This is a genomic window from Cellulosimicrobium sp. SJTW-1 (assembly GCF_047716875.1).
Taxonomy (GTDB): domain Bacteria; phylum Actinomycetota; class Actinomycetes; order Actinomycetales; family Cellulomonadaceae; genus Cellulosimicrobium; species Cellulosimicrobium funkei.
Genome location: NZ_CP136680.1, coordinates 1,928,912 through 1,948,776 on the forward strand (window position 1 = coordinate 1,928,912; position 19,865 = coordinate 1,948,776).

The window sequence follows — 19,865 nt, forward strand, 5'->3', positions numbered from 1 at the left end:
GCACCGGCCCGGCGTAGTCTGGGCGAAGCCCCCTGAACCATGGCATCCGTGCCACCGTCTCGCCACGAAGGAGCTACGAGTGAGCAGCGTCGACACGTTCGGGTCGAAGGGAACGCTGGAGGTCGGTGAGAACTCGTACGAGATCTTCCGCCTCTCCGCCGTCGAGGGTGTCGAGCGCCTCCCGTACAGCCTGAAGATCCTCGCCGAGAACCTCCTGCGCACGGAGGACGGCGCCAACATCACCGCGGACCACGTCCGCGCGCTCGCGTCCTGGGACCCGGACGCGCAGCCGGACACCGAGATCCAGTTCACGCCGGCGCGCGTGATCATGCAGGACTTCACCGGTGTGCCGTGCGTCGTGGACCTCGCGACGATGCGCGAGGCCGTCGCGGAGCTCGGCGGTGACCCGTCGCGCATCAACCCGCTGGCGCCGGCCGAGATGGTCATCGACCACTCGGTCCAGATCGACGTCGCGGGCCGCTCGGACGCGTTCGAGCGCAACGTCGAGTTCGAGTACCAGCGCAACCACGAGCGCTACCAGTTCCTGCGCTGGGGCCAGACGGCCTTCGACGACTTCAAGGTCGTCCCCCCGGGCACCGGCATCGTGCACCAGGTCAACATCGAGTACCTCGCGCGCACCGTCATGACCCGTGAGGTCGGCGGCGTGCTCCGCGCCTACCCGGACACGTGCGTCGGCACCGACTCGCACACGACGATGGTTAACGGCCTCGGCGTGCTCGGCTGGGGCGTCGGCGGCATCGAGGCCGAGGCGGCCATGCTCGGCCAGCCCGTCTCGATGCTCATCCCGCGCGTCGTGGGCTTCAAGCTCAACGGCTCCATCCCGGCGGGCGTGACCGCGACGGACGTCGTGCTCACCATCACGCAGATGCTGCGCCAGCACGGCGTCGTCGGGAAGTTCGTCGAGTTCTACGGCGCGGGCGTGGCCCAGGTGCCGCTCGCGAACCGCGCGACCATCGGCAACATGAGCCCCGAGTTCGGCTCGACCGCCGCGATCTTCCCGATCGACGGCGTGACGATCGACTACCTGCGCCTCACGGGCCGCAGCGACGAGCAGCTCGCGCTCGTCGAGGCGTACGCTAAGGAGCAGGGCCTGTGGCTCGACCCCGAGGCCGACGGCTACGTCGAGCCCGTCTTCTCGGAGTACCTCGAGCTGGACCTCTCGACGGTCGTCCCGTCGATCGCCGGCCCGAAGCGCCCGCAGGACCGCATCGAGCTCGGCGAGGCGAAGGAGTCGTTCGCGTCCGCGATCCTCGACTACGTCGACGCCCAGGAGGCGGCGCCGTTCACGGGCCTCGACGAGTCCGTCGAGGAGACGTTCCCGGCGTCCGACCCCATCGCCGCCGCCGCGCACGACGACCCGTCCGACCAGCCGGTCGCGCCGAGCCACGCCGACAGCGCGAAGCGCCCGCACAAGGTCGTCCCGGTCACGCTCGAGGACGGCACGACGACCGAGCTCGACCACGGGCACGTCGTCATCGCGTCGATCACGTCGTGCACCAACACGTCGAACCCGTCGGTCATGCTCGCGGCGGCCCTGCTCGCGAAGAAGGCGGTCGACCGCGGTCTCGCGTCGAAGCCGTGGGTCAAGACGTCGATGGCGCCCGGCTCGCAGGTCGTGACGAACTACTACGAGAAGGCCGGCCTGTGGCCGTACCTCGAGAAGCTCGGCTTCCACCTGGTCGGCTACGGCTGCGCCACGTGCATCGGCAACTCGGGCCCGCTCGCCGACGAGATCTCGGCGACGGTCAACGAGCACGACCTCTCGGTCGTCTCGGTCCTCTCGGGCAACCGCAACTTCGAGGGCCGCATCAACCCCGACGTGAAGATGAACTACCTCGCGTCGCCGCCTCTCGTCATCGCCTACGCGCTGGCCGGCACGATGGACTTCGACTTCGACGGCGAGCCCCTGGGCACCGACCCGCACGGCGAGCCGGTCTTCCTCAAGGACATCTGGCCCTCCCCGGAAGAGGTCCAGGCGACGATCGACGCGTCGATCGACCGCGACATGTTCACGAAGGACTACGCGGACGTCTTCACGGGTGACGACCGCTGGCGCGCGCTGGAGACGCCCGAGGGCGACACGTTCGCGTGGGACACCGAGTCGACCTACGTGCGCAAGCCCCCGTACTTCGACGGCATGGGCATGGAGCCGTCGCCCGTCACCGACATCTCGGGCGCGCGCGTGCTCGCGAAGCTTGGCGACTCGGTGACGACCGACCACATCAGCCCAGCCGGTGCCATCAAGGTGGACTCGCCGGCCGGCAAGTACCTCGCGGAGCACGGCGTCGCCCGCCGCGACTTCAACTCCTACGGCTCCCGCCGCGGGAACCACGAGGTCATGATCCGCGGCACGTTCGCGAACATCCGCCTGCGCAACCAGCTCCTCGACAACGTCGAGGGCGGCTACACCTTCAACTTCGTGAAGGACGCGCAGGACACGATCTACGACGCCGCGCAGGACTACGCCGCGCAGGGCACCCCGCTCGTCATCCTGGGCGGCAAGGAGTACGGCTCCGGCTCGTCGCGCGACTGGGCGGCCAAGGGCACGGCGCTCCTGGGCGTCAAGGCCGTCATCACGGAGAGCTTTGAGCGCATCCACCGCTCGAACCTCATCGGCATGGGCGTCCTGCCGCTGCAGTTCCCGGCGGGGGAGAGCGCCGAGTCGCTCGGCCTCGCGGGCACGGAGACCTTCGACATCGAGGGCATCACCGCGCTCAACGACGGCACCACGCCGTCGACCGTCAAGGTCACGGCCACCAAGCCCGACGGCACGAGCGTCGAGTTCGACGCCGTCGTGCGCATCGACACCCCGGGCGAGGCGGACTACTACCGCAACGGCGGCATCCTGCAGTACGTGCTGCGCTCCCTCGTCGCCTGACACGCACGCGCGTCCCGACGGCGCGTCCACCCCGGCCGGGGCGGGCGCGCCGTCGCCGTTCTCCACCAGCCCCTGCGCGGGTGTCGGGAGTCCGGCGTAGCGTCGGTCGCATGACACAGCGGTCGTGGTCGGTCCTGGGCGTCCCGTCGAGCGCGGCCGCCCACGGCCCCGGTCTCGAGAAGGCGCCCGCGGCGCTGCGTGCGGCCGGGCTCGTGGACGCGCTCCGGGCGCGCGGGCTCGTGGTCACCGACCAGGGCGACGTCGAGCCGGCCCGCTGGCGCGCGCACCACGTGCCTGGGCGCCTGAACGATGTCGAGCGTGTCGCCGTGGGCGTCGGTCGCGTCCGCGAGGCGGTGGGGCGCGAGCTCCGAGCGGGTCGTGTGCCGCTCGTGCTCGGCGGCGAGTGCACCGTGACGCTCGGGGTCGTCGCCGCGGCCGTGGACGTGCACGACGACTGCGGCCTGGTCTACGTCGACGGCGGGCAGGACCTCTTCACGGTCGCGTCGCACCCCGAGGAGCCCATCGCCGACGCGACGGGCGTCGCGCACCTCCTCGACCTCCCGGGCGCGAGCCCGGAGCTGAGCGCCGTCGGGGCGCGACGACCGCTCCTGGACGCGCGACGGCTCGCGTTCCTCGGCTTCTCCGACGCCGAGGAGGACGAGGACGGCCGCGTCGCCGCGACCCGGGTCCCCGCCGCGGAGGTCTCCGCAGGTCCCGAGGCGGCGGCCCGTCGTGCCGTGGACGGCGTGGGCGGCGGGCCGTTCGTGCTCCACGTGGACGTGGACGTCCTCGACTTCTTCGCGCTGCCCGCCGCCGACGTGCCCGTCTTCGGGCGCGGGCTCGTCCCCGCCGAGCTGGAGCGCGTCGTGCGCGAGGTCGTCTCCGACCCGGACCTCGTCGCGGTCACGCTGGTCGAGTTCAACCCGGACCACGGCGGGTCGACGACGGCCCGCGCGCTGGTCGACCTGCTCGCCCGCGCGCTCGCGCCCGGCTGACGCGGGGTACGGGCACCGAGGGACGGGCGGGCCGTCAGAGCGGGGCGTCGAGCGTGCGCGTCCGGTCCCACGGCTCGGTCCAGCCGAGCCGGTCGAACAGCGCGTCGAGGATGCCGCCGGTGAAGCCCCAGACGAGGTGCTCGCGCCCGTCGGCCTCCACGAGGAAGCCGGGGCTCTTGTGCACCCGGCGGTCGCGGCGGACCGTCACCGTGCGGCGCCGGCCGGGGTCGAGCAGGTCGGCCACGGGGACCCGGAACACGTGGGCCGACTCGGCGGCGTCGACGGCGCGGACCGGGGTGGGCCGGGCCCACCACCCGAGCACGGGCGTGACGACGTGGTTGCTCACCGGCACGGGCAGCCGACCGAGCGTGCCGAGCACCTCGACGCCGTCCGGGTCGAGGCCCGTCTCCTCCTCGGCCTCGCGCAGCGCGCCGCCCACGGGGCCGTCGTCGTCGGGCTCGAGCCGGCCGCCCGGGAACGCGACCTGGCCCGGGTGGTGGCCGAGCGTCGTCGCGCGCGCGAGCAGGAGCACGTCGAGGTCGGCGGGGACGGCCGCGGCCGGGTGCACCGCGGGCACCCCGTCGAGGACGCCGAAGAGCAGCAGCACGGCGGCGTCGCGCGCGTCCGGGCGCAGCGTGCCGACGGCGTGGCGCCACGGCTCGGGCCAGGCACCGCCGTCCCGGGCGAGGGTCGCGAGCTGCGCGCGCGCCGACGCGCGCGCAGCCTCGGGCGGGGTCGTCACCAGCTCACCGGGAGCGGGCGGCCCTCCTCGTAGCCCGCGGCCGACTGCACGCCCACGACGGCGCGGTCCGCGAACTCGGCGAGGCTCGACGCCCCGGCGTAGGTCGCGGAGCTGCGCAGCCCGGACGTGATCTGGTCGAGCAGGTCCTCGACGCCGGGCCGCTGCGGGTCGAGGAACATGCGGCTCGAGCTGATGCCCTCCTCGTACAGCGCCTTGCGCGCGCGGTCGAACGGCGAGCCCCCCGCGGTGCGGGCGGCGACGGCGCGCGCCGACGCCATGCCGAAGCTTTCCTTGTAGAGGCGGCCCGTGCCGTCGTCGTGCAGGTCGCCCGGGGACTCGTAGGTGCCCGCGAACCACGAGCCGATCATCACCTGCGAGGCGCCCGCGGCGAGCGCGAGGGCGACGTCGCGCGGGTGGCGCACGCCGCCGTCGGCCCAGACGTGCTTGCCGAGCTCGCGCGCCGCAGCGGCGCACTCCAGCACCGCGGAGAACTGCGGGCGGCCGACGGCCGTCATCATGCGCGTGGTGCACATGGCCCCCGGCCCGACGCCCACCTTGACGATGTCCGCGCCCGCGGCGACGAGGTCGCGCACGCCGTCGGCCGTGACGACGTTGCCCGCCACCACGGGGACGTCCGGGCCCACCGAGCGCACGGCGTCGAGCGCCTGGAGCATCTTGGCCTGGTGGCCGTGCGCCGTGTCCACGACGAGCACGTCCACCCCGGCCGCGAGGAGCTCCTTCGCCTTCGCCGCGACGTCGCCGTTGATCCCGACGGCGGCGCCGACGCGCAGGCGCCCGGCGTCGTCCAGCGCGGGCGCGTAGACCGACGAGCGCAGCGCGCCCTTGCGCGTGAGGACACCGACGAGCGCACCGTCGCGCGTCACGGGCGCGACCTTGAGGCGAGCGGTGTGGAGCTGCTCGTAGGCCGCCTCGAGCCCGGCACGACCGCCGTCGAGCACGGAGGCGTCGAGGACGAGGGGGTGGTCGGTCATCACCTGGTGGACCTGGGTGAAGCGGTCGACGTCGGCGCAGTCGGCCTCCGTGACCACGCCGACCGGACGCCCGCCGTCCACGACGACCGCGGCGCCGTGCGCGCGCTTGCCGATGAGCGTGAGGGCGGTGTGGACGGTGTCGTGCGGGCCGACGACGACGGGCGTCTCGATGACGGGGTCCTTGGACTTCACGTCCGCGACGACGTCCGCCACGACGTCGGTCGGGACGTCCTGCGGGATGATCGCGATGCCGCCGCGCCGCGACACGGTCTCCGCCATGCGGCGCCCCGCGACGGCCGTCATGTTGGCGACGACGACGGGGATCGTCGTGCCCGTGCCGTCGGCGGAGGAGAGGTCGACGTCGAAGCGCGACGCGACCTCGGAGCGCGACGGGACGAGGAACACGTCGCCGTAGGTGAGGTCGGTCGCGGGGGACTGTCCGGGCAGGAAGCGCATGGTTCCATCCTACGAGGTCGCACCCCGCCGTTGTCCGCAGTGCGGAAGGAGAATTCCACGAACGTCGCGTCCGTGCGTCCGCGGCGCGAGTGTGCGTCAATGACGTGAAGGTCCCGTCGCCCGGCGCACCGCGGCGCAGGTCATCGGCCCGGACGGCCTAGAGTTGTCGGGCTGGTCGCACGGGAACGGAACGGAGCATCTGCATGAGCCTGCTTGGCACGATCACCTCGCCCGAGGACGTGCAACGGCTGACCCCGGGGCAGGCGCGCGAGCTCGCCGCGGAGATCCGGGCGTTCCTCGTCGACTCCGTCTCCCGCACGGGCGGCCACCTCGGCCCGAACCTCGGGGTCGTGGAGCTGACCATCGCGATGCACCGCGTGTTCTCCTCGCCCACGGACACCTTCGTGTTCGACACGGGCCACCAGTCCTACGTGCACAAGCTCCTCACGGGGCGCCAGGACTTCTCCGCGCTGCGCAAGCAGGGCGGGCTGTCCGGGTACCCGTCGCGCGCCGAGTCCGAGCACGACGTCGTCGAGAACTCGCACGCGTCCACCGCGCTCTCGTGGGGCGACGGCATCGCCAAGGCGAACGTCGTGCGCGGTCTCACCGACCGGCACGTCGTGGCGGTCATCGGCGACGGCGCGCTCACCGGCGGCATGGCCTGGGAGGCGCTCAACAACATCGCGGAGAGCCAGGACCGGCGGCTCGTGGTCGTCGTCAACGACAACGGGCGCTCGTACTCGCCCACGATCGGCGGCCTCGCGCACCACCTGTCGACGCTGCGCACCACGCACGGCTACGAGAGCTTCCTGCAGTGGGGCAAGCGCACCCTCAACCGGTCCGGCGCGCCCGGGCGGTTCGCCTACGAGTGGCTGCACGGCCTGAAGAAGGGCCTCAAGGACGTCGTCGCGCCGCAGGGCATGTTCGAGGACCTCGGCATCAAGTACGTCGGGCCGGTCGACGGCCACGACGTCGAGGCCATGGAGCACGCGCTGCGCCGTGCGAAGGCGTACGGCGCGCCCGTGATCGTGCACGCGCTCACCGAGAAGGGCCGCGGCTACACGCCCGCCGAGCAGGACGTCGCCGACCGCTTCCACGCCGTGGGCAAGATCCACCCGGAGACCGGGCTCCCGGTCGCACCCTCGCGCTTCGGCTGGACGAGCGTCTTCGCCGACGAGATCGTCCAGATCGGGCGGCGGCGGTCCGACGTCGTCGCGATCACCGCGGCGATGCTCGAGCCGGTCGGTCTCAAGCCGTTCTCGCAGGCGTTCCCCGAGCGCACGTTCGACGTCGGGATCGCGGAGCAGCACGCCGCGACGTCCGCGGCCGGCATGGCGTTCGCCGGGCTGCACCCGGTGGTCGCGGTGTACGCGACGTTCCTCAACCGCGCGTTCGACCAGGTGCTCATGGACGTCGCGCTGCACAAGGCCGGCGTGACGTTCGTGCTCGACCGCGCGGGCATCACGGGCGACGACGGCGCGAGCCACAACGGCATGTGGGACATGGCGATGCTGCGCATCGTGCCGGGCCTGCGCCTGGCCGCGCCGCGCGACGAGGAGACCCTGCGGACCGCGCTGCGCGAGGCCGTGGACGTCGACGACGCCCCGACGGTCGTGCGGTACCCGAAGGGCGCGCTCTCGGACGCCCTGCCCGCCGTCGAGTCCGTCGACGGCGTGGACCTGCTCGCGGTGCCTGCGGGCGCGGGCGACGAGGCCGCTCCCGCCGCGGCGGCGCCGGGTGGTCCGCGCCGCGTCCTGCTCGTCGGCCTGGGCTCGATGGCCCGCGTCGCGCTCGACGCCGGGGAGTCGCTCACCGCGCACGGCGTCGACGTCACGGTCGCGTCGCCCACGTGGGTGCTCCCGATGCCGAGCGCGCTCGTCAAGCTCGCCGGGGAGCACGACCTCGTCGTGACGGTGGAGGACGGCGTCGCGGACGGCGGGGTCGGCGCGCTGCTGGCCCAGCGGGCGCTGGAGTCGGGCGTGCGCACGCCCGTGCACCCGATCGGCCTCCCGGCGCAGTTCCTCGACCACGCCACGCGCGATCAGGTCGTGTCCGCGTACCGCCTCACCGGGGCAGACGTCGCGCGCGACGTGCTGGACGCGCTCGCGGCGCTCGCACGCGGCTGACGACCCCTGCCGCGCACCCGGCTCCCGGGTGCGCGGCTCCGGACACGCGGACGGCCCGCGGCGCAGGTGCGCCGCGGGCCGTCGCGTCGGTCAGGAGTGGGTGACCTCGACCGCGTGCTCGACGACGGCGCGCAGGTCGCCGCCGGACGCCGCGTGCCACGCGCGCTGCCGGGCGGCGCCGTTGCCCCCGGACCACAGGCGCCCGAGCAGCTCGGTCACCGCGTCCAGGTCCCCGGCGTCGACGAGCGCGTCGCGCACGTGCGCGACGAGCTGGCCCACGACGTCGTGCGCGGGGGCCGGGCGCCAGGTGAGGGGCGAGACGAGGTCCTCCTCGAGGCCCGAGCGGCCGGCGCGCCAGGACGCGGTGCGCAGGATCTCGGGCCGCAGCTCGGGCGCGGGCGCGCCGTCGGCGGACTCCCGGGCCGCCGTCTCGACGAGACCGCGGGCGAGCGCCGCGAGCAGCGTCGCGGTGTCCGGGTCGAGGCACACGTCCGCGACGCGGATCTCGACCGTGGGGTAGCGCGACGACAGGCGGGCGTCGAAGTAGACCATGTTCTCGTCGAGGATCGTCCCGGTCGCGACGAGGCCGTCGACCGCCGCGCGGTACGCCTCGGGCGAGCCGAACGCGCGCGTCGGGCCGGAGGTGGGCCAGCGCGACCAGACCTGCGACCGGAAGCTCGCGTACCCGCTGTCCTGGCCCTGCCAGAAGGGCGAGTTCGTGCTCAGCGCGAGGAGCGTCGCGAGCCACGGCCCGATCCGGTCGAGCACAGCGACGCCCTCGGTGTCGTCCGCGACGGCGACGTGCACGTGACAGCCGCTCGTCAGCTGCTCGCGCGCCGTGAGGCCGAACGCGGCGCGCGCCTCGAGGTAGCGCAGGCGCGACACGGTCGTGCCCTCGAACGGCAGGGGAGACGTCGAGAGCGCGGCGACGCGGGCCCCGACGCGGTCCGCGGCCTCCTGGGCGCGACGCCGGCCCTCGCGGATCTCGGTCGCGAGCTCGTCGATCTCGCGGCGCGGGTGCGTCGCCGTCTCGAGCTGCTCCTCCATGAACTCCGACTCCAGCGAGCCGGTGCCCCCGCCCTTGTCGTCGGTGCCGGAGGCCTCGAGGGCCTCGGCCGCGCGGGCGACGGGCTGCCCGTCGTCGCCGACGAGCAGGAACTCTTCCTCGACCCCTACGGTGCGTTTCACCCGGGCAGTCTCACACGGATGCGCGCGGCACGTCCGGCGAGCGTGTGACGCGCGCCCGTGTCGTGCGTCACGACGGCGGCGCGGGGTCCCCAGGGGGAGGGCCGGAGGGCTTGTGAAGGTCATCACAAGACCCCCTCGGAAAGGGTGCCGCGGGGGCGAGGAACCGCGGAATCCGGCCGTTCCTGCCGGGTCCCGCCCGCCTCGGGACCTAGGTCCCCGGGCGGTCCCGAACGCCTCCGCGGCGGGCTCCGGGAACCTAGCCTGGAGGTGGCGAAGGAGCCCGTCGGAACCTCGGCCGAGGGCCCCACCCGGGACCTCGCGAGGCCGGCGGGTCCGGCCGGCGCGCGGACCCGCGCGTCAGGCACGAGGGAGGTCCAGATGACCAGCGTTTCCGAGGCAACCGGCACGACGAGCGGCGGCCGCGCGACGGGGGCGGGCGCCGTCGACCCGCAGCGCGACACCGCGCACGTCCCTGCGTGGGAGGGCTTCACCGACGGCCCGTGGCGCGACACGGTCGACGTGCGCGACTTTATCCAGCGCAACTACCGCCCGTACACGGGCGACGCGTCGTTCCTCGCCGGCCCCACGGAGCGCACGACGGGCATCTGGAGCACGCTGTCCGCCATGTTCCCGGAGGAGCGGGAGATGGGGATCTACGACGTGGACACCCGCACGCCCGCCGGCATCACGGCGCACGCGCCGGGCTACATCGACAAGGCGCACGAGGTGATCGTCGGTCTGCAGACCGACGCCCCGCTCAAGCGCGCGATCATGCCGAACGGCGGCTGGCGCATGGTCGAGGGCGCGCTGGAGACGTACGGCTACGAGGTCGACGAGACCCTGCGGAAGGTCTTCACCGAGTACCGCAAGACGCACAACCAGGGCGTGTTCGACGTCTACCCGCCGAACGTGCGCGCGGCCCGCAGCTCGCACATCATCACGGGCCTGCCCGACGCCTACGGCCGCGGCCGGATCATCGGCGACTACCGCCGCGTCGCGCTCTACGGCGTCGACGCGCTGATCGCCGCGAAGAAGCTCGACAAGCTCGGGCTCGACACGCAGCCCTTCAGCGAGAAGGTCGTGCGCGAGCGCGAGGAGCACGCGGAGCAGATCCGCGCGCTGGGCGAGCTCAAGGAGATGGCGGCCTCGTACGGCTACGACATCTCCGGCCCGGCGACGACGGCCCGCGAGGCCGTGCAGTGGCTCTACTTCGCCTACCTCGCCGCGGTGAAGGAGCAGAACGGCGCCGCGATGTCCCTCGGCCGCACGTCGACGTTCCTCGACGTGTTCATCGACCGCGACCTCGAGGCCGGCCGCATCACGGAGTCCGAGGCGCAGGAGATCATCGACGACTTCGTCATCAAGCTCCGCATCGTGCGGTTCCTGCGCACGCCCGAGTACGACGCCCTGTTCTCCGGCGACCCGACGTGGGTCACCGAGACGATCGGCGGCATGGGCGAGGACGGGCGCCCGCTCGTCACGAAGAACTCGTTCCGGTTCCTCCAGACGCTCTACAACCTCGGGCCGGCCCCCGAGCCGAACATGACGGTCTTCTGGAGCCCGGACCTGCCGCAGGGCTTCAAGGACTACTGCGCGCAGGTCTCGATCGACACCTCGGCCGTGCAGTACGAGTCGGACGAGCTCATCCGCCAGCACTGGGGCGACGACGCGGCGATCGCGTGCTGCGTGTCCCCGATGCGGGTCGGCAAGCAGATGCAGTTCTTCGGCGCTCGCGTGAACCTCGCCAAGACGCTGCTCTACGCGATCAACGGCGGCCGCGACGAGATCTCCGGCAAGCAGGTCTCGCCCGTGGCGGCGCCCGTCGAGGGCGACGTGCTCGACTTCGACGACGTCATGGCGAAGTTCGACGCGACGATGGACTGGCTGGCCGCGACGTACGTCGAGGCGCTCAACTGCATCCACTGGTCGCACGACAAGTACGCGTACGAGCGCATCGAGATGGCGCTGCACGACAAGGACGTGCTGCGGACCATGGCGTGCGGCATCGCGGGCCTGTCCGTCGCGGCGGACTCGCTGTCGGCGATCAAGCACGCGAAGGTCTCCGTCGTCCGCGACGAGCGCGGCCTCGTCGTCGACTACGTCACCGAGGGCGAGTACCCGACGTTCGGCAACGACGACGACCGGGCCGACGCGATCGCCGTCGACCTCGTCGAGCGGTTCATGGCGAAGGTCCGCACGCACCCGACGTACCGTGACGCGGTGCCCACGCAGTCGGTCCTGACGATCACGTCGAACGTCGTGTACGGGAAGGCGACGGGCAACACGCCTGACGGCCGCCGCGCCGGCGAGCCGTTCGCCCCGGGTGCCAACCCGATGAACGGGCGCGACACGCACGGCATGCTCGCCTCGGCGCTGTCGGTGGCCAAGCTGCCGTACGACGAGGCGCAGGACGGCATCTCGCTGACCAACACGGTCGTGCCGAGCGGCCTCGGGCGCACCAAGGAGGAGCAGGTCACCAACCTCGCCGGCCTCCTGGACGCCTACATCGGGTCCGAGGGGTACCACATGAACGTCAACGTGCTGAACCGCGAGACGCTCCTGGACGCCATGGACCACCCGGAGAACTACCCGCAGCTGACGATCCGCGTGTCCGGGTACGCGGTGAACTTCGTCCGCCTCACGCGCGAGCAGCAGCTGGACGTGCTGTCGCGCACCTTCCACGGCGCGCTCTGACGAGCGCTGAGGAGCCAGCCATGACCGTCACCCTTCCCGGCCCCGCCGTCCGCCCGTCGCGCGGGTGCGGCGTCGCCGGGGGCACCCTGCCCGACGACGCCACGCGCCTCGACGTCCCGGGCGTCCCGACCTCCGCGGCCGAGCCCGCGGCGTCGGGCACGCCCGTGGGCCACGCGCGCCGGGCCGGCGCGGGCCTGGACGGGCTGACGGTCGCGGACGTGGACCGGGCCGACAAGCTCGCGGCGATGCGCGCGGGCGAGCTCGGCTCGGTCCACTCCTGGGAGCTCGTCACCGCCGTGGACGGGCCGGGGACCCGGCTCACCGTGTTCCTCAACGGGTGCCCGCTGCGGTGCCTGTACTGCCACAACCCCGACACGTTCGCGATGAAGGACGGCAGGCCCGTCACGGCGGACGAGCTCCTCGGGCGCGTCCGGCGCTACCTGCCCGTCTTCCGGGCCACCCACGGGGGGCTCACGCTCTCGGGCGGCGAGGTGCTCATGCAGCCCGCGTTCGCGGCGCGCGTCCTGCGCGGTGCGAAGGCGATGGGCGTGCACACCGCGCTCGACACGTCCGGCTTCCTCGGCGCGAACGCGACCGACGCGATGCTCGACGACACCGACCTCGTGCTGCTCGACGTGAAGTCCGGCGACCCGGAGACCTACACGAAGGTCACGAGCCGCGACCTCGAGCCGACCCTGCGGTTCGGGCGACGGATCGCCGAGCGCGGGCTCACCGGCCACGCGCCCGAGGTCTGGGTGCGCTTCGTGCTCGTCCCGGGCCTCACCGACGACCCGGACAACGTCGAGAAGGTCGCCGCGTACGCGGCGTCGCTCAACGCGATCCGCCCCGGCACGGTGACGCGCGTCGAGGTGCTGCCCTTCCACCAGATGGGCCGCGACAAGTGGGACGCGCTCGGGCGCACCTACGAGCTCGACGACACGCCCGCGCCGTCGGCCGAGCTCACCGAGCGCGTGCGCGACCAGTTCCGCGCCCACGGCCTGACGACGTACTGACCCGACCCGCCGACGAGCGCCCGCTCGCCGAGACGGGAGAGGTGGCCCCGGACCGCCGTGCTCCAGGGGCCACTTCTCCCGTCTCGGCGGGTGCGCGCTCCCCGGGTCGGGGTCGGGCCGTAGGGTGCGCGGGTGCCTGCAGCGACCGTCGACGCCCACGACCCCCGATGGACCGAATGCGGGAGGCGGTGGACCGAGCGCGCCGCCGGCGCGCTCGCCGACCTCGCGAGCCCCGACGGCACGAGCCCGGTCGTGGTCGAGCACATCGGGTCGACGGCGGTCCCCGGGCTCGCGGCGAAGCCGATCATCGACCTCCAGGTGCGCGTCGCGCCGCTGCCCTCCGAGGCGGAGCTCGACGCCGCGCTCGGGCCGCTCGGGTTCTCGATCGAGCGCGGCGCGCGTCCGGACTCGCCCGGCGTGTACCGGGACGTCCCGCGTCCGGGCGCCGACCCCGCCCCCGAGCTCTACGCCAAGCGACTGCTCGCCCGCCCCGGCGACGGGGACGAGCCGCCCGTGATCCTGCACGTCCGGCGCCTCGACTCGCCGTTCGCGGCGTACGTCGTCGCGTTCCGCGACTGGCTGCGTGCCGTCCCCGCCGAGGCCGCGGCGTACGAGGCGACGAAGCGCGACCTCGCCGCGCGCCACGCGGACGCCGACGACTACGACGACTACACGCGCGACAAGACGGCGTTCCTCGACGCGGCGCAGTCCCGGATGGAGCGCTGGCTCGCCGAGCGCGCGAACGCTCCTGCCTGATCCCTGCACGGTGCCGCCCGAGCACTGATACCGTGGTGGTACCAAACGAGAGGAGCTCACGTGGCTATGACCTTGCGGCTCGACGACGACGCGCAGGCGGCGCTGGAGCGTATCGCCCGCCGCGAGGGCGTCTCCGCGAACACCGCCGTCGCACGCGCCGTCGTGGAGTACGACGCGAAGCGGCGCGAGATGCGTGACCGGCTGCTCGCCGACATCGTGGCGGAGGACCAGGAGCTGCTCGACCGGCTCGCGCAGTAGCCGTGGTCGTCTACCTCGACGAGGACGACCTCGTCGCCGCCGCCACGGCGTTCCTCGGGCACCCGCCCGCCGTCCGCGACTACGGGCTTCTGTCGTCCGCACTGGCGCGTCCGGCCGCGTCGATGTACGGCGTCGAGGCCTACCCCGCCCTCGACGAGAAGGCAGCGGCGCTGCTTCTCTCCGTCACGAAGAACCACGCGCTGATCGACGGGAACAAGCGACTGGGCTGGGTCGCGGTGAGGCTCTTCTACGCGCTCAACGGGGTGCGGCTCGCCATGCCGCAGGATACTGCGTACGCGCTCGTCGTCGGTGTCGCAGCCGGCGAGATCGACGACGTCGAGACCGTGGCGGGGAAGCTCGCGGAGCACGTCGTGCGCCGCGAGTCGTGACCGCCGCGAGCGGCGCGCTGCCCGACGTCGCCACCGCTCGGGCGGTCGTCGCGGACGCGGACGCCCTCGCCGCGCTGCTCGCGACCCTCTCCGCCGCGCCCGGGACGGCCCGCGAGCAGGTGCGCGCCGCGTTCGGCGACAGCCGCGAGGAGAAGGTCCTGGCGCGCCTCGACACCGTCGACGTCGCGTCGCTGCGCGACGTCACGCGCGAGCGCTTACGGCTCGGGGCGCTCGCGGACGCGGGCGTGCGGACGGTGGGCGAGGTCACGCGGCTCGGGCACGACGGGCTGGAGAAGCTCCCCGAGATCGGCCCGCAGACGGCGACGCACCTGCTCGCCGCCGCCGAGCAGGTGGCACGCGCCGTGCGCGAGAGCCTGCGCTTCCGGATCGACCTCACGCCGACGGACCCGGTCGCGACCGCGCTCGTCCAGGCGCTGCACACGCTCGACCAGGCCGACGCCGCCGTCGCGCGGTACGGCGACCAGGTGCGGGCCGCGCTCGCTGAGCACGAGCGCGTGCGCGCCGACGCGCTGGTCGCCGCGAGCGGGCCGCGCCGCCTGCTCGCGTGGGGCGAGCGGCGGCGTCGGGCCTCAGCCGCAATCACGGTGCTCGCCGCGGTCGCCGAGCGGGCGCGGGCCACCGGGCTCGCCGAGGAGGCGTGGCGCGTCGTCGGGCTGCTCGCCGAGCCCGCGCGCCCGTACGACGTCTGGGAAGACTTCCGCCGCCGGTCCGCGGCGTACTACGCGCTGCTCGACGGCGTCGCCCCCACGGGCCGCGACGTCGCCGCCGCGGCCGGGCACCTGCCTGCCGAGCTGGTCGACCGCGTGCAGACGCAGGCGCTCGACGAGTCGCTGCTGACCGTCTCGCTTCGCGGGTACCAGGCGTTCGGGGCCCGCTTCGCGCTCGCCCAGCGCCGCGTCGTCCTGGGCGACGAGATGGGCCTGGGCAAGACGGTGCAGGCCGTCGCGGTCGTCGCGCACCTGGTCGCCCGCGGCGCGACCCACGCGCTCGTCGTGTGCCCGGCGAGCGTGCTGGAGAACTGGGTGCGCGAGCTGCGCGCGCACGCGAGCCTCCCGGTGCACGCCGTCCATGGCGAGGACCGGGAGGAGGCAGCCGCCGCGTGGCGCGCTGCGGGCGGCGTCGCCGTCGTGACCTTCGCGGGCCTGCGGCGCGCGGGGACCGAGGCGTTCGCGGCGGCGGCGCCGGCCGTGCTCGTCGTGGACGAGGCGCACTACGTGAAGAACCCGCTCGCGAAGCGGTCCGTGGCCGTCGCGGCCCTCGCGCGGACGACCGAGCACGTGCTGCTGCTCACGGGCACGCCCATGGAGAACCGGGTCGAGGAGTTCCGCACCCTGCTGGGCTACCTCCAGCCCGAGCTCGCGGCACGCCTCGACGCCGCGCACGGCGCCGCGGGCCCCGACGCGTTCCGGCACGCTGTCGCGCCCGCGTACCTGCGCCGCAACGCCGAAGACGTGCTCGAGGAGCTGCCCGAGCTCGTGCAGGTCGACGAGTGGGAGCGGCTCGGCCCGGTCGACGGCGCCGCGTACCGGGAGGCGGTCGCGGCGGGGTCGTTCATGGCCATGCGGCGGGCGGCGTTCGCCGTCGAGCACCCCGAGGACTCGGCGAAGCTGCGCCGGCTCGTCGAGATCGCGCGCGAGGCGGCCGAGAACGGGCGCAAGGTCGTGGTGTTCTCGTACTTCCGGGACGTCGTGGACGTGGTCGTGCGCGCCCTCGGCGACCTCGCGCTCCCGCCCCTCACCGGCTCCGTGCCCGCCCGCACGCGACAGACGATCGTCGACGACTTCACCGCGGCCGAGGACCCGCGCGTGCTCGTCAGCCAGATCGACGTCGGGGGAGTGGGTCTCAACCTCCAGGCGGCGTCCGTCGTGGTCCTGTGCGAGCCGCAGACCAAGCCCACGACCGAGGCGCAGGCCGTCGCGCGCGCCCACCGCATGGGGCAGGTCGAGACCGTCCAGGTGCACCGCCTGCTCACCGTCGACAGCGTCGACGAGCACCTCGTGCGCCTTCTCGGCACCAAGGCCCGGCTGTTCGACGCCTATGCGCGCCGCAGCGCGCTCGCCGAGGAGGTCGCGGGCGCGGTCGACGTGTCCGAGGCGTCGCTCGCGCGCGCGGTGGTCGACGCCGAGCGCGCCCGGCTGTTCGTCGACCCGGCCGTGACGTCGGTCGAGGACGCGCCCGTCGCGGGAGCGCCCACCGACGAGGTCCCTCCCGCCGGCGCGCTCGGTCACGCGACCGAGGACGCGTCCGCCGAGCACTGACGCGGCCCGGGCCTGCGCCGTCGTCGCGCTCGGCACCGGGACGGGGCATAGCGTGGCGTCATGACCGAGATCGACACCTTGCCCGCGCTCACCCCGCTGCGAGAGGACTGGTCGACGGCGCTCGCGGTCGTCGCGCACCCGGACGACATGGAGTTCGGCGCGGCCGCCGCCGTCGCGCGGTGGACCGCGCAGGGCAAGCGGGTCGTGTACTGCATGGTCACGAGCGGCGAGGCGGGGATCGACGGCATGGACCCGGACGAGGCGCGCCGCGTGCGGGAGGCGGAGGAGGTCGAGTCCGCACGCATCGTCGGCGTCGACGAGGTCGAGTTCCTCGGGCTGCCCGACGGCGTGCTCGAGTACGGCCTCACGCTGCGGCGCGCGATCGCGGGGGCGATCCGCCGTCACCGGCCCGACGTCGTGATCACCGGGAACTACCGCGAGACGTTCCCGGGCGGGATGCTCAACCAGGCGGACCACGTCGCGACGGGGCGGGCCGTCGTGGACGCCGTGCGCGACGCGGGGAACCGGTGGGTGTTCCGCGAGCAGGTCGAGTCGGACGGGATCGAGCCGTGGGGCGGCGTGCGCCAGGTGTGGGTCGCCGCGTCGCCCGACGCCCGGCACGGCGTGGACGTCAGCGCGACCTTCGACGCGGGCGTGGCGTCCCTGCGCGCGCACGCCGCCTACCTCGACGGCCTCGGCTGGGAGGACTTCGACCCGGCGGCGTTCCTCGCGTCGATGAGCGCCCCGACGGGCGAGCGGATGGGCGTGGAGCACGCCGTGGCGTTCGAGCTCCTGCTCATGAACGGAGAGGACTGACCCACCCCCTCCGGCGGCCGCCGAGCAGGCGGTCGTGGCCCGTCCTGTACTCAGGACGGGCCACAACCACCTGCTCGGCGGAGGGGGAGGGGTTTCGTCAGACGCGCGATGTCGCCGGGACGTTGGCGACGCCGTCGGGCAGGAAGCGGCGGCCCAGGACCTTCTCGCTGTAGCCCGTGCGGTCGAGGTACGGCGTGATGCCGCCCAGGTGGAAGCCCCACCCCGCGCCGAGGATCATGCACAGGTCGATCTGCGACGGGCTCGCGACCACGCCCTCGTCGAGCATGAGCCCGATCTCCTGCGTGAGCGCCGTGAGCACGGAGTCGAGGACGCCCGCCTCGTCCAGTGCTCCGTCGCCGCCCGCCGCACCCGTGCCGAAGACCCGCTGGATCGCCGGGTCGACGGGCTTGGGCAGGCCCTTCGGCGCGTCGAGGACGACGGGGATCTGCTCGTCCACGATGCGCTGCAGGCCGGGGGACTCGGGGAACCGGTCGCCCAGGTCCTCGCGCAGCGACGTGAGGACGTGCAGGCCGACGGCCGGGCCGACGAGGTCGAACAGCGCGAACGGCGGCATCGGCAGGCCGAGCGGTGCGACGGCGCGGTCCGCGACCTCGACCGACGTGCCGTTCTCGACCGCCTCGACGATCTTGCCCATGAGCAGGATGAGCAGGCGGTTGACGACGAACCCGGGGCGGTCGGCGACGAGCACGGCCGTCTTGCGGAGCTTCTTCGTCATGGCGAACGCCGTCGCGAGGGCCGCGTCGTCGGTCTTCGCCGCCTGGATGATCTCGACGAGCGGCATCTGGGCGACGGGGTTGAAGAAGTGCATCCCGACGACGCGCTCGGGGTGCTGCAGGTCGGCCGCCATCTCGGTGATCGACAGCGCGGACGTGTTGGTCAGCAGCACGGCCTCGGGCGACAGGACGCCCTCGAGCTCGGCGAAGACCTTCTTCTTGAGCCCGAGGATCTCCGTGACTGCCTCGATCACGACGTCGCAGCCCGCGAAGTCGCCGAGCTCGGTCGTGCCGTGCACGGAGCCGACGATGCGCGCGCCGGTGTCCGCGGACATGCGGCCCGAGCGTACGAGCTTCTCGACGGTGGAGCGGACGTAGCCGAGGCCCTTGTCGACGCGCTCCTGGTCGAGGTCGCGCATGACGACCGGCACCTGGAGGCGCTGCGCGAACAGCAGCGCGATCTGCGCGGCCATGAGCCCCGCGCCCACGATCCCGACGCGGGTGACGGGGCGGGCGAGCTTCGCGTCGGGCGCGCCCTGGGGCCGCTTGCCCTTCGAGACGAGCTGGAACGCGTAGACGCTCGCGCGCATCTCGTCGCTCATGATGAGGTCCGCGAGGGCCTCGTCCTCGGCGGCGAACGCCTCCTCGCGCGACGCGGTGCGCGCGGCGGCGACGAGGTCGAGCGCGCGGTAGGGGGCGGGGCGCGAGCCCGCGACCACGGCGTCGAGGCGCTGACGCGTCCCGGCGACGACGGCGTCCCACACGGGCTGCGGGTCGAGCTCGCGCCGCTCGACGACGATCTCGCCGCGCAGCACGGCCTCGGCCCAGCGCAGCGACGACTCGAGGAAGTCGGGCGCCTCGAAGAGCGCGTCGACGAGCCCGATCTCGTACGCCTCCTTCGCCTTGAACGGCTTGTTCGCGGCCGGGCGGGCGAGGATGACGTCCATCGCCTTCTCGACGCCGAGCAGGCGCGGCACGAGGTAGGCGCCGCCCCAGCCGGGGACCAGGCCCAGGCCGACCTCGGGGAGCGCGAGCGCACCGGCGTCGGACGCGACGGTGCGGTACGTGCAGTTCAGCGCGACCTCGAGGCCGCCGCCGAGCGCGACGCCGTTGACGAACGCGAACGTCGGCACGCCCATGTCCTGGAGCAGCGTGTACGCGGCGTGCCCGGCACGCCCGAGGGCGAGCGCGTCGTCGCGCACCTGGACGGCCGCGGCCTGCGTGAGGTCCGCGCCGGCGGCGAGGAAGTACGGCTTGCCCGTGATCGCGACGGCGACGATCTCGCCGTCCGCGGCCCGGCGCCGCAGCGTCTCGAGGGCCGCGTGCAGCTCCGCGAGGCCCTCTGGGCCGAGCGTCGTCGGCTTGGTGTGGTCGAGCCCGTTGTCGAGCGTGACGAGGGCGAGCGTGCCCGTCCCGCCGGGGAGCGCGACGTCGCGCACGAGCGAGTGCGTGACGCGCTCCCCGCGCGCGGCGTCCTTCGTCGCGTCCGCGGAGGTGGTGGGCGTGGTGTCGGTCGGTGCGCTCATCG

The 19,865-nt window shown here is 73.7% G+C and carries 14 protein-coding genes; 10 read left to right on the top strand and 4 right to left on the bottom strand.

Annotation, left to right across the window (positions count from 1 at the left end):
- Positions 1–79 precede the first annotated feature (79 nt).
- Both RSE42_RS08755 and RSE42_RS08760 read left to right on the top strand, forming a co-directional pair.
- Positions 80–2,899, top strand: a complete 2,820-nt coding sequence (locus RSE42_RS08755) for an aconitate hydratase (RefSeq protein WP_378226228.1) — start codon at positions 80–82, stop codon at positions 2,897–2,899.
- A gap of 110 nt (positions 2,900–3,009) precedes the next feature.
- On the top strand, positions 3,010–3,894 hold the full coding sequence (locus RSE42_RS08760; protein ID WP_043654633.1) for an arginase family protein: 885 nt from the start codon (positions 3,010–3,012) through the stop codon (positions 3,892–3,894).
- Positions 3,895–3,928: 34 nt separating this feature from the next.
- Here the strand turns inward: RSE42_RS08760 and RSE42_RS08765 are convergent, their stop codons facing one another.
- Positions 3,929–4,636, bottom strand: a complete 708-nt coding sequence (locus RSE42_RS08765) for an NUDIX hydrolase (protein ID WP_396051452.1) — start codon at positions 4,634–4,636, stop codon at positions 3,929–3,931.
- Complete coding sequence (locus RSE42_RS08770; RefSeq protein ID WP_043654636.1) at positions 4,633–6,084, bottom strand: GuaB1 family IMP dehydrogenase-related protein; 1,452 nt, start codon at positions 6,082–6,084, stop codon at positions 4,633–4,635. Before RSE42_RS08770 ends, RSE42_RS08765 begins: the two co-directional genes overlap by 4 nt.
- A gap of 203 nt (positions 6,085–6,287) precedes the next feature.
- On the opposite strand from RSE42_RS08770, the gene dxs reads away from it, so the two are divergent.
- On the top strand, positions 6,288–8,210 hold the full coding sequence (dxs, locus tag RSE42_RS08775) for a 1-deoxy-D-xylulose-5-phosphate synthase (RefSeq protein WP_085388033.1): 1,923 nt from the start codon (positions 6,288–6,290) through the stop codon (positions 8,208–8,210).
- Positions 8,211–8,300: 90 nt separating this feature from the next.
- On the opposite strand, the gene RSE42_RS08780 is transcribed toward dxs, so the two are convergent.
- The gene (locus RSE42_RS08780) at positions 8,301–9,398 is read right to left on the bottom strand and encodes a glutamate--cysteine ligase (protein ID WP_228485322.1); all 1,098 of its coding nucleotides are present in this window, start codon (positions 9,396–9,398) and stop codon (positions 8,301–8,303) included.
- A 378-nt stretch (positions 9,399–9,776) separates the two neighbouring features.
- Here RSE42_RS08780 and pflB point away from each other — a divergent pair, with 378 nt between their 5' ends.
- From pflB to RSE42_RS08815, 7 genes are all read left to right on the top strand, one after another.
- Positions 9,777–12,092 carry a formate C-acetyltransferase gene (pflB, locus tag RSE42_RS08785; RefSeq protein ID WP_391515827.1) on the top strand — a complete coding sequence of 772 codons (2,316 nt, stop codon included), beginning with the start codon at positions 9,777–9,779 and terminating at the stop codon, positions 12,090–12,092.
- Between the two features lie 20 nt (positions 12,093–12,112).
- Positions 12,113–13,105 carry a pyruvate formate-lyase-activating protein gene (pflA, locus tag RSE42_RS08790; RefSeq protein ID WP_081895823.1) on the top strand — a complete coding sequence of 331 codons (993 nt, stop codon included), beginning with the start codon at positions 12,113–12,115 and terminating at the stop codon, positions 13,103–13,105.
- A 132-nt stretch (positions 13,106–13,237) separates the two neighbouring features.
- Positions 13,238–13,861, top strand: a complete 624-nt coding sequence (locus RSE42_RS08795; RefSeq protein ID WP_415298646.1) for a GrpB family protein — start codon at positions 13,238–13,240, stop codon at positions 13,859–13,861.
- Between the two features lie 60 nt (positions 13,862–13,921).
- Positions 13,922–14,119, top strand: a complete 198-nt coding sequence (locus tag RSE42_RS08800) for a CopG family transcriptional regulator (protein WP_108047630.1) — start codon at positions 13,922–13,924, stop codon at positions 14,117–14,119.
- A 2-nt stretch (positions 14,120–14,121) separates the two neighbouring features.
- Positions 14,122–14,508 carry a type II toxin-antitoxin system death-on-curing family toxin gene (locus tag RSE42_RS08805; protein ID WP_034652365.1) on the top strand — a complete coding sequence of 129 codons (387 nt, stop codon included), beginning with the start codon at positions 14,122–14,124 and terminating at the stop codon, positions 14,506–14,508.
- Positions 14,505–16,787, top strand: a complete 2,283-nt coding sequence (locus RSE42_RS08810; RefSeq protein WP_415298649.1) for a DEAD/DEAH box helicase — start codon at positions 14,505–14,507, stop codon at positions 16,785–16,787. Before RSE42_RS08805 ends, RSE42_RS08810 begins: the two co-directional genes overlap by 4 nt.
- Before the next feature lie 60 nt (positions 16,788–16,847).
- Positions 16,848–17,603 (top strand): PIG-L deacetylase family protein, encoded by a 756-nt coding sequence (locus tag RSE42_RS08815; RefSeq protein WP_137280433.1) that lies wholly within the window; start codon positions 16,848–16,850, stop codon positions 17,601–17,603.
- A gap of 97 nt (positions 17,604–17,700) precedes the next feature.
- Here the strand turns inward: RSE42_RS08815 and RSE42_RS08820 are convergent, their stop codons facing one another.
- The gene (locus RSE42_RS08820) at positions 17,701–19,863 is read right to left on the bottom strand and encodes a 3-hydroxyacyl-CoA dehydrogenase NAD-binding domain-containing protein (protein WP_391515818.1); all 2,163 of its coding nucleotides are present in this window, start codon (positions 19,861–19,863) and stop codon (positions 17,701–17,703) included.
- Positions 19,864–19,865: the final 2 nt, after the last annotated feature.

Excerpts from the sequence above, each read along its gene's own strand:
- pflB (WP_391515827.1), top strand. The coding sequence starts at position 9,777 with ATGACCAGCGTTTCCGAGGCAACCGGCACGACGAGCGGCGGCCGCGCG.
- RSE42_RS08815 (WP_137280433.1), top strand. The coding sequence starts at position 16,848 with ATGACCGAGATCGACACCTTGCCCGCGCTCACCCCGCTGCGAGAGGAC.
- RSE42_RS08820 (WP_391515818.1), bottom strand. The coding sequence starts at position 19,863 with ATGAGCGCACCGACCGACACCACGCCCACCACCTCCGCGGACGCGACG.
- dxs (WP_085388033.1), top strand. The coding sequence starts at position 6,288 with ATGAGCCTGCTTGGCACGATCACCTCGCCCGAGGACGTGCAACGGCTG.
- RSE42_RS08760 (WP_043654633.1), top strand. The coding sequence starts at position 3,010 with ATGACACAGCGGTCGTGGTCGGTCCTGGGCGTCCCGTCGAGCGCGGCC.
- RSE42_RS08770 (WP_043654636.1), bottom strand. The coding sequence starts at position 6,084 with ATGCGCTTCCTGCCCGGACAGTCCCCCGCGACCGACCTCACCTACGGC.
- pflA (WP_081895823.1), top strand. The coding sequence starts at position 12,113 with ATGACCGTCACCCTTCCCGGCCCCGCCGTCCGCCCGTCGCGCGGGTGC.